At 66.1% G+C, this 15,529-nt stretch carries 15 protein-coding genes; 12 read left to right on the top strand and 3 right to left on the bottom strand.

Annotated elements, in window-relative coordinates; all coding sequences use genetic code 11:
- Window positions 1-151: 151 nt before the first annotated feature.
- From pyrH to lpxB, 12 genes are all read left to right on the top strand, one after another.
- Window positions 152-877 (top strand): UMP kinase, encoded by a 726-nt coding sequence (gene pyrH / locus CFB24_RS10245; protein WP_088520524.1) that lies wholly within the window; start codon window positions 152-154, stop codon window positions 875-877.
- Window positions 878-972: 95 nt separating this feature from the next.
- Complete coding sequence (gene frr / locus CFB24_RS10250; protein WP_088520525.1) at window positions 973-1,533, top strand: ribosome recycling factor; 561 nt, start codon at window positions 973-975, stop codon at window positions 1,531-1,533.
- 83 nt (window positions 1,534-1,616) lie between these two features.
- The gene (locus tag CFB24_RS10255; protein ID WP_088520770.1) at window positions 1,617-2,393 is read left to right on the top strand and encodes an isoprenyl transferase; all 777 of its coding nucleotides are present in this window, start codon (window positions 1,617-1,619) and stop codon (window positions 2,391-2,393) included.
- Entirely contained in the window at window positions 2,390-3,271 is an 882-nt protein-coding gene (locus CFB24_RS10260) for a phosphatidate cytidylyltransferase (protein WP_088520526.1), read from the top strand. Before CFB24_RS10255 ends, CFB24_RS10260 begins: the two co-directional genes overlap by 4 nt.
- A gap of 16 nt (window positions 3,272-3,287) precedes the next feature.
- The gene (dxr, locus tag CFB24_RS10265; protein WP_088520527.1) at window positions 3,288-4,487 is read left to right on the top strand and encodes a 1-deoxy-D-xylulose-5-phosphate reductoisomerase; all 1,200 of its coding nucleotides are present in this window, start codon (window positions 3,288-3,290) and stop codon (window positions 4,485-4,487) included.
- A gap of 72 nt (window positions 4,488-4,559) precedes the next feature.
- Window positions 4,560-5,708, top strand: a complete 1,149-nt coding sequence (locus CFB24_RS10270) for a M50 family metallopeptidase (RefSeq protein ID WP_244593141.1) — start codon at window positions 4,560-4,562, stop codon at window positions 5,706-5,708.
- 335 nt (window positions 5,709-6,043) lie between these two features.
- On the top strand, window positions 6,044-8,527 hold the full coding sequence (gene bamA / locus CFB24_RS10275) for an outer membrane protein assembly factor BamA (RefSeq protein ID WP_088520528.1): 2,484 nt from the start codon (window positions 6,044-6,046) through the stop codon (window positions 8,525-8,527).
- Between the two features lie 64 nt (window positions 8,528-8,591).
- Entirely contained in the window at window positions 8,592-9,644 is a 1,053-nt protein-coding gene (gene lpxD, locus CFB24_RS10280; protein WP_088520529.1) for a UDP-3-O-(3-hydroxymyristoyl)glucosamine N-acyltransferase, read from the top strand.
- A gap of 98 nt (window positions 9,645-9,742) precedes the next feature.
- Entirely contained in the window at window positions 9,743-10,207 is a 465-nt protein-coding gene (fabZ, locus tag CFB24_RS10285) for a 3-hydroxyacyl-ACP dehydratase FabZ (RefSeq protein ID WP_088520530.1), read from the top strand.
- Window position 10,208: 1 nt separating this feature from the next.
- A complete protein-coding gene (gene lpxA / locus CFB24_RS10290; RefSeq protein WP_088520531.1) occupies window positions 10,209-11,006 on the top strand; it encodes an acyl-ACP--UDP-N-acetylglucosamine O-acyltransferase in 798 nt (265 codons plus the stop codon).
- Window positions 11,003-11,833 (top strand): LpxI family protein, encoded by an 831-nt coding sequence (locus CFB24_RS10295; protein WP_088520532.1) that lies wholly within the window; start codon window positions 11,003-11,005, stop codon window positions 11,831-11,833. Before lpxA ends, CFB24_RS10295 begins: the two co-directional genes overlap by 4 nt.
- The gene (lpxB, locus tag CFB24_RS10300) at window positions 11,830-12,981 is read left to right on the top strand and encodes a lipid-A-disaccharide synthase (RefSeq protein ID WP_088520533.1); all 1,152 of its coding nucleotides are present in this window, start codon (window positions 11,830-11,832) and stop codon (window positions 12,979-12,981) included. The genes CFB24_RS10295 and lpxB overlap by 4 nt, the downstream gene beginning before the upstream one ends.
- Here lpxB and CFB24_RS10305 read toward each other — a convergent pair.
- The 3 genes from CFB24_RS10305 to CFB24_RS10310 are packed head-to-tail and all read right to left on the bottom strand — an operon-like array spanning window position 12,938 to window position 15,454.
- The gene (locus tag CFB24_RS10305) at window positions 12,938-13,675 is read right to left on the bottom strand and encodes a methyltransferase domain-containing protein (protein ID WP_158255173.1); all 738 of its coding nucleotides are present in this window, start codon (window positions 13,673-13,675) and stop codon (window positions 12,938-12,940) included. The two genes, lpxB and CFB24_RS10305, sit on opposite strands and share 44 nt — an antisense overlap.
- On the bottom strand, window positions 13,665-14,282 hold the full coding sequence (locus tag CFB24_RS22535; protein ID WP_158255172.1) for an alpha/beta fold hydrolase: 618 nt from the start codon (window positions 14,280-14,282) through the stop codon (window positions 13,665-13,667). Before CFB24_RS22535 ends, CFB24_RS10305 begins: the two co-directional genes overlap by 11 nt.
- Window positions 14,279-15,454, bottom strand: coding sequence for an aminotransferase class I/II-fold pyridoxal phosphate-dependent enzyme (locus CFB24_RS10310; RefSeq protein ID WP_088520535.1), 1,176 nt, complete (start codon window positions 15,452-15,454; stop codon window positions 14,279-14,281). The genes CFB24_RS22535 and CFB24_RS10310 overlap by 4 nt, the downstream gene beginning before the upstream one ends.
- Window positions 15,455-15,529: the final 75 nt, after the last annotated feature.

Here is a 15,529-nt window from a genome sequence, read left to right on the forward strand (position 1 = left end):
CGGGCCTGACGTTGCGTCGCCTTGCGCCGGAAAGGCGGGAAGCTTATGAAAGCGCCGCCTGGGCGGAGCGGCGTCCGGGCGATTCGCCGTGACCGCGCCGCGCGCCGGTCCGACGAACAGCGCGCCGCCAATTTGAAGCTTCGAGGACGTCATGGCTCCGCAGTCGCCGCAGTGGAAACGAGTGGTCGTCAAACTGTCCGGCGAAGCCTTGCAGGGCGGCCAGACCCACGGGCTCGACGGCCAGACCGTCGACCGGATCGCGGCAGATCTGGTGTCCGCGGCCGAACTCGGCGCCGAGATCGCCGTGGTCGTCGGCGGCGGCAATTTCTTTCGCGGCATCCAGGGCGCCGACAAGGGCATCGAGCGGGCGCGCGCCGATTCGATCGGCATGCTCGCCACCGTGATGAACGCCCTGGCGATGGAGCACGCCATCGAGAAGCTGGGCCAGCCCGCCCGCGCTCTGTCCGCCGTCGCCATGCCGACGCTGTGCCAGGCCTATTCGCGGCAGGCGGCGCTGCATCACCTCGGCAAGGGGCGAATCGTGATGCTGGCCGGCGGCACCGGCAATCCTTTCTTCACCACCGACACCGGCGCTGCGCTACGCGGCGCCGAACTGTCCTGCGACGCCATCATGAAGGCGACCCAAGTGGACGGAATCTACACCGCCGACCCCAAAAAGGACCCGACGGCGACGCGGTACGACAAACTGACGCATGACGAAGCCATCGCCAAGAACCTCGCGGTGATGGATACGGCGGCATTTGCCCTTGCGAGGGAGAACAGGATTCCGATAATCGTGTTCTCCATCTCGGAAGCCGGGGCCATACGCGCCGCGCTGGAGGGAAAGGGCAGGGCGACCGTCGTTCTGCCGGCCTGAACTTTTTTCGCGGAACCGGGGCGTTCCGCTCGGGGCCGGGTTGACGCGAGGCGCGCCGCAGCGGCCGCCTCGCCATCCGGCAAAAGGGGAAAACAATGTCTGCCGTATTCGACCTCGCCGACCTGAAACGCCGCATGCAAGGCGCCCTCGCCTCGCTGAAGCATGAACTTGGGGGGCTGCGCACCGGGCGCGCCTCGGCGGCCCTGCTCGAACCCGTCATGGTCGAAGCCTATGGCCAGGCCATGCCGCTTAACCAGGTCGCCACAGTTTCGGTTTCGGAAGCCCGCGCGCTGGCCGTGCAGGTTTGGGATAAAAGCATGGTCGGCGCCGTCGATCGCGCCATCCGCGACTCCAATCTCGGTCTCTCGCCGACCATCGAAGGCCAGATCCTGCGCATCCGCATTCCCGAGCTCAACGAGCAGCGCCGCAAGGAACTGGCCAAGATCGCCCATAAATATTCCGAGGAAGCCCGCGTCGCCGTGCGCCACGTTCGCCGCGACGGCATGGACATGCTGAAAAAGCTGGTCAAGGACAAGCTGATCAGCGAAGACGACCAAAAGGGGCATGAAACCGAGGTGCAGAAGGCCACCGACGCCGCGATCGGCGAGATCGACGCCGCGCTGGCGACCAAGGAAAAGGAAATCATGCAGGTTTAATAACCTTGCGACAGCGTGGCCCCGGCCGTTATGCTGACGGCATGGCGGCGGCGGGCGGACAGCTGGGCTTCGGACGGAACGGGATGAAGGACAAGCAGGCATCGATCGCCGAGGGCGCGTGCGGCCTTCCCGCGCCGTTGCACGTCGGCGTCATCATGGATGGCAACGGCCGCTGGGCCGCGCAGCGCGGCCTGCCGCGCTTCGAGGGGCATCGACGCGGGGTCGAGGCCTTGCGCCGCGCCGTGCGCGCGGCCGCCGATCTCGGCGTGCGCTATCTGACGGTCTACAGCTTCTCCAGCGAGAACTGGTCGCGCCCGCCAGCCGAAGTCTCGGAGCTGATGGGCCTGCTGAAATTCTTCATCCGCTCTGACCTGCGCGCGCTGGAGCAAGAGGGCGTGCGCGTGCGGGTGATCGGCGAGCGCGACAATCTCAAGCCCGACATCGTCGCCCTGCTCGACGAGGCGGAGGCGCGCACCCGCGCCAACACCAAGCTCGACCTGCTCGTCGCCTTCAACTATGGCTCGCGGCAGGAAATCGTCGCGGCGGCGCGCAGCCTCGCTCGCGACGTCGCGGAAGGCCGGATCGCGCCCGACGACATTGACGAAGCCCTGTTCGCCAGCCGGCTCGGCACGCGTTTCGCGCCCGACCCCGATCTCATCATTCGCACGTCTGGAGAAATGCGCCTGTCCAATTTCCTGATGTGGCAATCCGCCTATAGCGAACTGGTGTTCCTGCCGATCTACTGGCCCGACTTCGACCGCCAGGCGTTCCAGTCGGCGCTCGAAACCTTTCGCGCCCGCGAGCGGCGGTTTGGCGGCGTCGGCGATGCCGCCGAGCCTCAAGTGGCGTCCGCGTCATGACCGCGCCGCTGTCTTCGCGTCTCGCCGCGCTCAAGGCCGGCGGCGGCGGTTTCGCCGATCTCGGCTTGCGTGCGGCGTCGGCCCTGGTGCTGGTCGTCGCCGCCGTGGCCGCGCTCTATCGCGGCGGTCTGCCGTTCGGCCTGTTCTGGCTGGTCGCCGCCCTGGCCGCGCATTGGGAATGGGGCAATCTGATCGGCGGTCCGCTGCCTTGGAGCCGACGCATCGTCGGGGGCGCGGCGCTGGCGCTGGCCCTCGCCTTGCAAAGCCTCGGCCTGTCCGAGCTCGCCCTGTTGGCGCTGGCGCTGGCCGCCGCGTTCAACGCCTGGGCCGCGGGCGTCGGCTACCGCTTCCTGGCGGCGACCGGCGTGTTCTACTGCGGCGGTCTGCTGCTGGCGGTCACGGCCTTGCGCCAGCCGGACTTTTTCGGCGTCTGCGCCATCGGCTGGCTGTTCGCCGTTGTGTGGGGCACCGATGTGTGCGCCTATTTCGGCGGACGCTTCATCGGCGGCAAGAAACTGGCGCCGTCGATCTCGCCGGGCAAAACGTGGTCCGGCTTTCTGGTCGGCGTCGGCTGCGGCGCCGTTCTCGGCGCCTTTGTCGCCGCGTTCTGGCCGGATGTGCGCGCCCCCTTCTTCCCGGTCCTGCTGCTCGGGCTGGCGGCCGGCGCGCTGGCGCAGGTCGGCGACCTGTTCGAGTCCTGGCTCAAGCGCCGCGCCAATGTAAAAGACTCCAGCCGGCTGATTCCGGGCCATGGCGGGGTGATGGACCGGCTCGACGGGTTCATTTTCGCGGCGATCTTCGCCGCCTTGTTCGGCCTGTCGCGCGTGGCGCTGCAGGGTTGGCCCAGCGCCGCCGCCGGGCTGTTCTTCTGGTCTTGATTCAAGAGTTTATCCCATGTCCCTCGCGCTTGCTCCCACGCCCAAACCCAAAAAGCTCAACATTCTCGGCGCCACCGGCTCCATCGGCCGCTCCGCCGAGGCGGTGATCCTCGGCGCGCCCGGGCGGTTCGAAGTCGGCGCCGTGGCGAGCGGCCGCGACGCCAAGAATTTGGCGCGAGTCGCAAAAAGCCTGGGGGCGCGTTTCGCGGCGGTGGCCGACGAGGCGTCCTACGCCGAACTCAAGGCGGAACTGTCGGGTTCGGGCATCGAATGCGGCGCTGGCCCGCAGGCGCTGGAGCAGGCGGCGGTCGCGCCGGCTGATCTGGTGGTCGGCGCCATCGCCGGGGCCGCCGGGGTCAAGCCGACTCACGCCGCCCTGGTCGCCGGCCTCGACGTGGCGCTGGCCAACAAGGAATGCCTGGTCTGCGCCGGCGACGCTTTTATGCGCACAGCCCGGAAGAAGGGCGTCAAGGTGCTTCCGATGGATTCGGAGCACAACGCCATTTTCCAGGCGCTCGGCGGCGAACCCATGGAAAATGTCGAAACCATGTGGCTGACCGCCTCGGGCGGCCCGTTTCGCACCTGGAGCGCGGAGAAGATCGCCGCAGCCACGCCGGAACAGGCGCTGGCCCATCCGAACTGGGCGATGGGTCCCAAGGTCACGGTGGATTCCGCCAGCTTGATGAACAAGGGCCTCGAACTGATCGAGGCGCTGCACATTTTCTCGATTCCGGCGGAAAAGCTCGCTGTGGTCGTGCATCCGCAGAGCATCGTCCACGGCATGGTGTCGTTCGCCGACGGCGCCGTGACCGCCGGCATGGCCAATCCGGATATGAAGGCGCCGATCGCGCATTGCCTCGCCTGGCCGGAGCGAGTCGCCACCAGCGTGCGCCGGCTCGATCTCGCCAGCCTGGGAACCCTCACGTTCGAAAAGCCCGATCTCGAACGCTTTCCGGCGCTGCGCGTGGCCATGGCCGCGCTGCGCGCCGGCGGCGTCATGCCCACCGTCATGAACGCCGCCAACGAAATCATGGTTGCGGCTTTTCTTAATAAACAGATTGGTTTCAATGACATAGCGCGTGAAGTTGAAGCGGTGTGCGAGGAATTTGCTCGTCACAACGCGACGGCGGCGCCTGCGGATATTGAGGAAGCGCTCGCCGTTGACCATATTGTGCGAGAAAGTTCTCGCAGCCGGATCGCAGGGGTTGGCCGTTAACGTCCGATCCGGCATTGTTAAGCAGTTGGTAACCATGCCCCGCGCGCCCTGCGCCGAGGGGGGAGTGTTGATATGCCGCTGCTCGATTCGATCTGGATGCTGATCGTGACTTATCTCGCGCCTTTCATCTTCGTGCTCAGCCTGGTGGTGTTCTTCCACGAACTCGGACACTTCCTCGTCGGGCGCGCGTGCGGCATCAAGGTGGACGCCTTCTCGCTCGGCTTCGGGCCGGAACTCGCCCATTACACCGACCGGCGCGGCACGCGATGGCGGTTGGCGCTGCTGCCGCTCGGCGGCTATGTGAAATTCCACGGCGACGCCAATGGGGCCAGCGCGGCGGATTTCAGCGCCGTCGAGGCTATGTCGGCCGAGGAGCGCGCGGTGACCTTCGCCGCGCAGTCGGTGGGCAAGCGCGCCGCCACGGTGGCCGCAGGCCCGATCGCCAATTTCATCCTGGCGCTGGCGATCTTCACCGCCATGTTCTACGTCCAGGGCCGCGACGTGCTGCTGCCGCGCGTCGACAATCTGATCGACGGCGGCCGGGCGGTGGCCGCCGGCTTCCAGAAGGGCGACGTGGTCACCGCCATCGACGGCCGCAAGATCGAATCCTTCGGCGAGATGCAGCGCATTGTCACCGCTGGCGGCGACGTCACGATGAAATTCGCCATTCTGCGCGACGGGCGGCCGATCGAGCTGACAGCCACGCCGGAACGCCGCGAAATCAAGACGGCCTTCGGGCCGGAGCGCATTGGCGTGCTCGGCATTTCCTCCTCTGGCGCGCCGGAAAACTGGAGCAAGAAACATTTCAGCCTGCCGGGCGCGGCGGTCGAGGCGGGGCGCGAGAGTTGGTATGTGGTTTCGCGCACGGGCTCATATCTCGGCGGCCTGGTGGTCGGCCGCGAGTCGCCGCAGCAATTGTCCGGCCCGATCCGAATCGCCGAAGTGTCTGGCGAGGTGGCGAAATCCGGCTTCTGGCCGCTGATGAATCTTGCGGCCATGCTGTCGATCTCGATCGGCCTGCTCAATCTTCTGCCGGTGCCGCTGCTCGACGGCGGCCATCTGCTCTATTACGTCGCCGAGGGCCTGCGCGGCCGGGCGCTGACCGAGCGGGTGCAGGAGTTGGGCTTCCGCTTCGGCATGGCTTTCGTCGCCGGCTTGATGATCATCGCCACCTATAACGACGTGGCGCGCCTGACCATGCAATGGTTGAATTTAGGCTGATTCCGCCCCCCCGAACGCAAAGGCGCCTGCCGCGCGGACTTAACACATTCTTCACCATGTTTAACGCCCGTCGCGCCTTTTGCGGCGGGCTTTTTCGTCGGTTTGCCCCGGAAAAGCCGGAAAAACGTGGCTCTTAGGCCACGGCGCGGCAAAAAAGTTGGAAGCGCCGCCTTTCGGATTTGCAGGAAACCTTAAACCTTGTAGAAGCAGAGTCACGTGGCTTCGCTGGGACTGTGGTGTTCCATCGAGTTCTATTTATCGCCGGGTTTCGCCGGCGGCCGGAGCGGACGGGGTCCTCCCGAAAGCGACGGTGAAGTTTCAAGGGCCGGGTTTTCATGAAGTTTCGCCAAGCTCTCCTCGGTCGGTCCGCCGCAGCGGCCATTCTGGCAGCCGGTCTTTCGGCATCTTCGGCCGCGTTGGCTGAATCGATCGTCGTCCAGGGCAATCATCGCGTCGATTCGGAGACCATCCGCTCCTATTTCATCGGCGGCGACGCCAATGAAGGCGTGAAGAAGCTCTACGAAACCGGCTATTTCTCCGATGTGAAGATCAGCCGCTCCGGCGGCTCGCTGGTCGTGCACGTCGTCGAGAACAGCCAGCAGATCAATCACGTTGTGTTCGTCGGCAACAGCAAGGTCAAAGCGGAGGACCTGGAAAAGGAAGTCCGCCTGCGCTCCGGCGGGGCGTACAGCGATTCCTCCGCTCAGGCCGACGTGCGGCGTATCGCCGACATCTACCGGCGCGCCGGGCGTAGCGCCGCCAAGGTCAGCTACCGCACCGTGACCGTGCCGAACGGCACCGTCGATGTGGTCTATGACATCGAGGAAGGCGACAAGACCGGCGTCAAGGAGATTCGGTTCTCCGGCAATCAGGCGTTCTCGACCTCGAAGTTGGTCGGGATGATGGAAACCACGGAGATGAACTATCTCTCCTGGCTGAAATCCTCGGACGTCTACGATCCCGACCGCATCGCCAAGGACGCGGAAGTCATTCGCCGCTATTACCTGAAGAACGGCTATGCCGATTTCCACGTCACCGGCGTGGACGCCACCTATGATCCGGCGGCGGGCGGCTATGTCATCACCATTTCGGTGGAGGAGGGGCTTCCCTACACGGTGAGCTCCGCCACGGTGGAATCGCATCTGCGCGGCGTTGACGCCTCGGCGCTCGAAGGCGATCTGCGCATTCACGCCGGCGATCTCTACAATGGCGATCAGGTGGACAAGACCATCGAGGCGATGACGCGTGAGGTCGGCCGACTCGGCTACGCCTTCACCAACATCCGCCCGCGCGGCGACAAGAACCCGGCCGATCACACGGTGGCGCTGGCGTTCGTCGCCGAAGACGGTCCGCGCGTCTATATCGAGCGGATCAACATTCACGGCAACAGCACCACGCGCGACTATGTCATCCGGCGCGAATTCGACATCGGCGAGGGCGACGCCTACAACAAGACGCTGATCGACAAGGCGGAAAAGCGCCTGAACGCGCTCGGCTTCTTCAAGAAGGTCAAGATCGCCAACGAGCAGGGCTCCTCCTCCGACCGCGTCGTTCTCGACGTCGATGTCGAAGAGCAGAGCACGGGTTCGTTCTCGATCTCGGGCGGTTACTCGACCACCGAAGGTTTTCTGGCGGAAGTGTCGGTGTCGCAGTCCAACTTCCTGGGCCGTGGCGAATATATCCGCACCGCCGTGTCGGTTGGCCAGTACGCCAAGGGCATCGAGCTGAACTATACCGAGCCCTTCTTCCTCGATCAGCGCCTGGCCGCGGGCTTCGACGCCTATAGCAAGGTCAGCGAGGCTTCGACCTGGCAGTATTACAACAATTGGGTGACCGGCGGCACGCTGCGCCTGGGCATTCCGATCACGGACGAGATCACGTTCGCGCCGCGCTATACCGGCTATTTCTCGCGGTTGACGATCCCGAACAAGTCCAACATGCAGTATAACGACTGCGGCAATACGTCCCTCTATAATGCGGACAATAAATATATTGCTGGATCAGATGGGAACCAGTACACCTGTCTGACCAACGGCGAAGCTTCGCTCGCGTTGAAGCAGGCGCAGGGCAACTGGATCACCTCGATGGTCGGCTATACGCTGTCCTATAACGATCTGGATAACCTCCGCGATCCGCATGAGGGCTTCAGCGCCAATATCAAGCAGGATTTCGCGGGCGTTGGCGGCGATTCCAAGTTCATCCGCACCACCGGCGATCTGCGCTACTACCACGAACTCTATTTCGACAACGTGGTTGGCATCGCGCGCGTCCAGGGCGGCAACATCACCGCTTGGGGCAACGACAAGCTGCGCGTGGTCGATAACTTCAACCTCGGCAATTCGCTGGTGCGCGGCTTCGCGCCGGGCGGCATTGGCCCGCGCGACGTGACCGACACGACCAGCAGCAACGCCGGCAACGCGTTGGGCGGCACCAATTATTATGGCGCGTCGCTGGAAGTGCAGACCCCGATCTGGGGCATTCCCAAGGACCTCGGCCTGAAGCTCGCCGTCTTCGCCGACGCCGGCACGCTGCTGGGCTACAAGGGCGCGACGAATTTCAGCGCCCTCACCGGCAACAACTATGGTTGCGGCGGAACCAAGATTCCGAGCGGCTCGGTCAATGGCGTGAACCAGCCGACGACTCAGGCCTCCTGCATCACCGTCGGCGGCGACAATGGCATGATCCGGTCTTCGGTCGGCGTCGGCTTGATCTGGGCCTCGCCGATGGGTCCGATCCGCTTCAACTACGCCTTCGCCACCTCCAAGGCCAAGGAAGACGTGCTGCAGCAGTTCAGCTTCTCCGGCGGAACCAGCTTCTGATCCGCCAGGAACCAGCTTAAAAGGGCGCGGCCTGAGCCGCGCCTTTTTTGTTCAGGATCGTCAAATGGATGCGCTAAAATTCTTCCGCCGCGCGGTGGAGCCCAGCCTCGCCGATATCGTCGCCTGGACCGGCGCCAAGGCGCCCGAGGGCGCCGACCTCGCGATGAAAATCGTCGATGTGGCGCCGCTCGACAAGGCCCGGTCTGGCGACCTCGCCTTTCTCGACAATCCCAAATATGTGGGGCAGTTGGAGAAAACCCGCGCCAGCGCCGTGCTGATCGGCGCCAAACATGCGGACAAGACCCCGGCGGGCGTCATTCCCCTGGTCGTCGGCGAGCCCTATCGCGCCTGCGCGCTGGTCAGCGCCAAGATCTATCCCGAAGCGACGCGGCCCGGTTCGCTGTTCGACGGCGCCGGCGTCGAGCCGGGCGCCAATGTTCACCAGACCGCGCGGTTGGAATCAGGCGTGACGGTTGATCCCGGCGCGGTGATCGGCCCTCGCGCGGAAATCGGCGCGGGCACGGTGATCCACCCCAATGCGGTGATCGGGCCGGACGTGCGCATCGGCCGCAATTGCGTGATCGGCGCCAATTCCAGCGTGCTCAATGCGCTGATCGGCGACGACGTCATCATTCATCCCGGCGTGCGCATCGGCCAGGACGGGTTCGGGTTCGCCATGAGCCCGCGCGGCCATTTGAAAGTGCCGCAGATCGGCCGCGTCATCATTCAGGATCACGTCGAGATCGGCGCCAACACGACCATCGACCGCGGCGCCAACCGCGACACGTTGATCGGGGAGGGCGCGAAAATCGACAATCTCGTCCAGATCGCCCATAACGTGTCGATCGGACGCCATTGCGTGATCGTGAGTCAGGTCGGCATTTCCGGTTCGACCGAAATCAGCGATTTTGTGGTGGTGGCGGGGCAGGCGGGCATCACCGGCCATCTCAAGATCGGCATGGGCGCGCAGATCGGCGCGCAGGCGGGCGTGATGGCCGATGTGCCGCCCGGCGCGAAAATGGGCGGCTCGCCGGCGCGCAACGCGCGCGAGTGGCTGAAGTCCGTCGCCTGGGTCGACAATATGATGAAGAAGGGCCACGGAGAGCCGAAAGCCTGACGGCCATTGGTCGCAGCCCCCAGATTAACGCTGGCCTCGACATAAATCTGTCGCTAAAGCTGGCGACATCTTCGCACAAACATCCGGACAGCAACGGAATGACGACGGTCTCGCTCGAAACAATCGATATTCAACGGCTGATGCAATTGTTGCCGCATCGCTATCCGTTCCTGCTGGTCGACCGCATTCTCGAAGCGCGCGGCGACGAATTCGGCATCGGCATCAAGAACGTCACTATCAACGAGCCGCAGTTCACCGGGCATTTCCCGGAAAAGCCGGTTTTCCCCGGCGTGCTGCTGATCGAGGCGATGGCGCAGACCGCCGGCGCGCTCTGCGTCCACAACAAGCTCGGCGGGGAAAAGCCGCCGCTGGTCTATTTCATGACCATCGACAAGGCCAAGTTCCGCAAGCCGGTGACGCCCGGCGATCGCGTCGAATTCCACATGACGAAAATCAACCAGCGGCGTAACATTTGGTGGTACAAGGGCGAGGCCAAGGTCGACGGCGCGCTGGTGGCCGAGGCGGAGATCTCCGCCATGATCATGACCGACGGCAAGGCGTAACATGGCGATTCATCCCTCCGCTATTGTCGAGGACGGCGCCAGGCTTGGCGCCGATGTCGAAATCGGCCCGTTCTGTCATATCGGCCCGCAGGTCGAACTCGGCGACGGCGTGAAATTGAAATCGCACGTCGTGATCGCCGGCCGCACCCGGATCGGCGCCCGCACGCGCATCTTCCCGTTCGCCTCGATCGGCCACGAGCCGCAGGATCTGAAATATCGCGGCGAGGACTCGACTCTCTCGGTGGGCGCGGATTGCCTGATCCGCGAAGGCGTGACCATGAACCCCGGCACCGCCGGCGGGCGCATGGCGACCATTGTCGGCGACCGCTGCGCCTTCCTGGCCAATTCGCATGTCGGCCATGACTGCATCATCGGCAGCGACTGCATTTTTTCGAACAACGCCATGATCGCCGGCCATGTCAGCATCGCCGATTTCGTGATCTGCGGCGGCGGCTCGGCGGTGGTGCAATTCGCCCGCATCGGCGCTCACGCCTTCGTCAGCGGCATGACCGGCATTCCCGCCGATCTCATTCCCTACGGGCACGCCTTCGGCAATCGCGGCTATCTCACCGGTCTGAACTTGATCGGCCTGAAGCGGCGCAATTTCACCCGCGAGCAGATCCACGAGTTGCGCCGCGCCTATCGCGCCCTGTTCGCGCCGGAAGGCACGTTGAAGGAGCGCGTCGAGGACGTCGCGGAGGAATTCGCCGGCAATCGCGAGGTCGAGGAGATCCTGGCCTTCATCCGCGAGGGCGGCGACAAGCAGATTTGCGTCCCGCAGGCGGACCCCAAGGAATGAGCGAAGCCGTCGCGCTGGTCTGCGGCGGCGGCGCTTTCCCAATCGTCGCCGCCCGCGCCGTCCAGGCGCGGGGCGAACACGCGTTTCTGCTCGGCTTGCGCGGGATCGCCAGCGCCGAAATCGAGCAATTTCCCCATGTCTGGCTCGGCATCGGGCAACTCGGCCGCGCCTTCGACGAAATCTTCTCACGCGACATCAAGCGCGTCTGTTTCATCGGCGGCCTGAAACGGCCTGAATTCACCGATCTCCGGCTCGACTGGGGCGGCATCAAACGAATCCCCGATATCGTGAAGTTTTTGAAGGGCGGCGACGATCATGCGCTCAAGGGCGTGATCAAACTGTTCGAGAGCGAGGGGCTGGAAGTCGTCGGCGTTGATTCCTTCGCGCCGGAACTGCTGGCCGCGCAGGGCGATATGGCCGGAACCTTTCCGGCCGATCTCGCCGACGACCTGGCTTTCGCCCGCAAGTTCCTGAGCGATCTCTCGGCTTACGATTGCGGACAGGCCGTCGTGGTCGCCCATGGCCGCGTGATCGCGGTCGAGGCGGTCGAGGGCACCGACGCCATGCTGGCGCGCGTGGCGCATTTGCGCGAGATCGGCCGCTTCAGGGCCAAGGGCGGCCTGCTGGTGAAGGCGCCCAAGCGCGGCCAGGACCCGCGCGTCGATCTGCCGGCCATCGGCCCAGATACCCTGCGCAACGCCGAGACGGCGGCGCTGCGCGGCGTTGCTGTGGCCGCCGGCGGCGTGCTGATGCTCGACCGCGCCGGGCTGGCGGCGCAGGCGGCGCGGGCGGGCCTGTTCCTGCACGGATTTGCGGAGACGCCATGAACTATTTCATCGTCACCGGCGAGCCCTCCGGCGACGCGCTCGGCGCCAAGCTGTTGGCCGCCCTGCGCGCCCGCGACCCCGAGGCGGTCTTCGCGGGGGTTGGCGGCGAGGCCATGGCGCGCGCCGGCTTCGCCAGCCTGTTCCCGCTGGCCGATATTTCGGTCATGGGCATCTTGCCGGTGCTGCGGCGCCTGCCGACCGTGCTGCGCCGCATCGACGAGACGGCGCGCGCGGTGGTGGCGTCGCGGCCGGACGTGCTGGTGCTGATCGACAGTCCCGACTTCACCCACCGCGTCGCGAAAAAGGCGCGCAAGGCGCTGCCAGACCTGAAAGTGGTCGATTACGTCAGCCCGACGGTGTGGGCGTGGCGGCCCGGCCGCGCGAAAAAGATGCGCAAAATCATCGACCTCGTGCTGGCGGTGCTGCCGTTCGAGCCGGCGGCGCATCAGCGGCTCGGCGGGCCGAAATGTATCTATGTCGGGCATTCGCTGGTCGAGCGGGTCGAGGATTTGCACGGCGACGAGTCCGCGCGTGCGAACGGCCCGGTGCTGGTGCTGCCGGGCTCGCGGCGTTCGGTGGTGGCGCGCATGGGGCCGGCGTTCCGCGATGCGCTGGCGCGGCTCAAGGCGCTGCGGCCCGAGTTGGAGTTCGTGCTGCCGGTCGCCGGCCCGGTCGAGGCGGTGGTGCGCGCCGAGGTGGCGCGTTGGCCGGTTCAGCCGCGCATCGTCGTGGGCGAGGCGGAGCGATACGCCGCCTTTCGCGGCGCGGGCGCGGCGCTAGCCGCATCCGGCACGGTGACGCTGGAGCTGGCGCTGTCGGGAACCCCGACCATCGTGGCGTATAAAGTGCCGAAGCTGGAGGAATTCATCGGCCGGCGGCTGATTCAGGTTCCCACCATCGTGCTGCCGAACCTGATCCTCGGCGAGAACGCTTTTCCCGAATATTTGCAGGACGAGGCCGACGGCCAGACGCTGGCGCGGGCCGTCGCGGCGCTGCTCGATGACGGGCCGGAGCGGCGCCGGCAGGTCGAGGCCTTGGCGAAACTGTCGGACAAAATGCTGCTGCCGGGCGGCCAGACGCCCAGCGGCGCAGCGGCCGACGCCATTATCGCGCTGGCGGGCGGGGGGAAGCCGCCTCAAGCCGGATAAACGCCACCTGGAAGGTGACGTCGAATGGCCCGGAATGGGCCGCCAGCGCCTTGCGCAGGGCCGGGGCGGGCAGGGGCCGCCCGCCGGGGGCGCCTGTATGGGCGCCGGATTTTTTCAGGCTGCGCGCGAACGCCAGCGCGCTGTCGAAGCGGGCGGGGAAGGCGGCTAATTCGGCGCCGGGGAAACTGGCCGGGAACGGCCACAGCGAATCCTCAAGCCCGGCCTTGTGGAGAAAACTCCGCCACTCCTGCAGCGATCCCTGCACGGGAACCGCCACATGCAGTTCGCCCCCCGGCGCCAGCAGTCCGCGCCAGCGCGCCAGGGCGGCGACGGGGTCGGCCAGCCAGTGCAGCGCCATGCTCGACAGGATCAAATCGTAACGCGCCGCGCCGGAATAGGCGGCGGCGTCGGCCTGGATTGTCTCGACATCGGGGAATTTCGCCTTGAGCCGCGCCAGCATGTGGGGCGCGGCGTCGAGCGCGGCGATATGCGCTTGGGACCAGTTCGCGCGCGCGAAGCCGGTGACATGACCGGTGCCCGCGCCAATATCGAGAACGGTTTTCGGCGCCCGCGCGAAATCGGCCGCCGCCCGCGCCACCAAAGCGCGCGCGACCGCGCTCTGAACCTCGGTCCAGGCGTCATAGCTCTCCGCCGCGGCGTCGAAAGCGGCGACGATCTTTTGCTCACCAGCCATGATGGCGCAAGAAATCCCTGATTTTTTCGGCGCAAAAGGCCGGGTCGGTCCAGGGCAGGCCATGGCCGCCCGTCTCCCGCACAAAAAGTTCGCCGCCGCTTTGCGCCAATTCGCGCGCCGCGTCCAGAGGAACGAGCGGATCGTCCTCGGCGGCGAGCACCAGCGTGGGGATGGCCTCGGCGCGAACGTCCAGAGTTTCCAGAAACGCCAGTCCCTTCGCCAGCGCCCCGGCGTCGGGAGCCGGGCAGGGACCGCCGCCATGCCGCGCCCGGAAACCGGCGACGCATTCCGCTGGATCGCGCGCCAGCGCCCGCCCCAGAGCCCGCAATTCGGCTGGGCGCACGCAGCCGCGCCCGGCGCCGTCGCGCACGAAGCGGCGAAACGCGGCGATCGCGACGACGCCGGCCCAATCCTGGCGCTGCGACAGCCCCCAGCCCAGCCCAGCCGAATGTCCCACCAGCACGTCGCCGGGCCGGGCGTCGGGACACGCCGCCGCGCCGAAATAGCCGAGGTCGGCGCGAACCTGCGGCCAATCGGCCAAAAGCGGCGCCAGCGCGTCGAAACTTTCCGGCCCGAACCCCCAGCCGTGAACGAAATACAGCCTCATCGGCCGCCGCATTCGATCAGGGCGTCGGCCAGCGCCGCAATGTCCGCCGCGCTATGGGCGGCGGACAGCGACAGGCGCAGCCGGGCCGTTCCCGGCGGCACGGTGGGCGGGCGGATGGCGGCGACGAGAAAGCCGCGCTCGTCCAGTTGCGCCGCAAGGTCGAGCGTTTCGGTCTCGCCGCCGATCAGCACTGGCACGATCTGGCTGGCGCTGGCGCCGCAGTCGAACCCGGCGCCGCGCAGCCGGATGCGCAAATCTTCGGCGGCGGCCAGCAGCGCCGCCCGTTCGGCCGCCAGCTTGGGCGCGAGATCGAGCGCGGCCGTCATGGCGCCGAGCACGGCGGGCGGAACGCCGGTGCTGTAGATCAGCCCGCCGCAGCGGTTGATCAGGAATTCGCGCAACACGCGCGGCAGCGCCAGATAGGAGCCGTACCCGCCGAGCGCCTTGCCGAACGTGCCCATGGCCACATCGACGCCTTCGGAAAAATCCTCGCACAGGCCATAGCCGCGCGAGCCGAACACGCCGGTCGCATGAGCTTCATCGACATAAAGCAAAGCGTCAAATTGTTTCGCCAAATGACTGATTTGCCAGAGATCCGCCAAATCGCCGTCCATGCCGAACACGCTTTCGGTCACAACGAGGCAAAACTCGCCCCGGGACGTGCGCGCGCGAAGGAGGTCTTCGAGATGGCCGTAATCGTTGTGGCGGAACCGCATCAGCCGGGCGCCGGACAGCTGTGCGCCCTGCAGCAGGGAATGATGCGCCAGCCGGTCGGCCAGCACGGTCACGGGCCGTCCGGCCACCTCGGGGTCGGCGAGGGCGGCCAGAGCGGTCAGATTGGTCTGGTAGCCGGACGCGAGCACCAGGGCGCTCTCTTGCCGCTTGGCCTCGGCGATCTTCTTCTCTAGTTCGACGAAGGCGGGATGGTCGCCCGTCACCAGCCGCGAAGCGGCGACGCCGGCGCCGAACAGCTCCAGATAAGCGCGACTCGTCGCGATCAATGCCGGATGCAGGCTCAGTCCGAGATAGTCGTTGCCGGCGAAATTGATGAGCTTGCGGCCGTCGCGGAAAATCCGCCCGTCGGGCGCGAGCGCGGCGCTTCTCAGCGTGCGCAGACGGTTCTGCGCCGCGCGCTCCGCGCAATAATTACGATAAGGGTCAACTTTTGCCATTTTCCCGCAGTCTGATATGAAAGCGCATCGAAAAACGCCAGCCGTCCTTGCAACGGCCCGGCCGACACGAGACCG

This window comes from Rhodoblastus acidophilus, from assembly GCF_900187365.1.
Classification (GTDB): Bacteria; Pseudomonadota; Alphaproteobacteria; order Rhizobiales; family Beijerinckiaceae; genus Rhodoblastus; species Rhodoblastus acidophilus.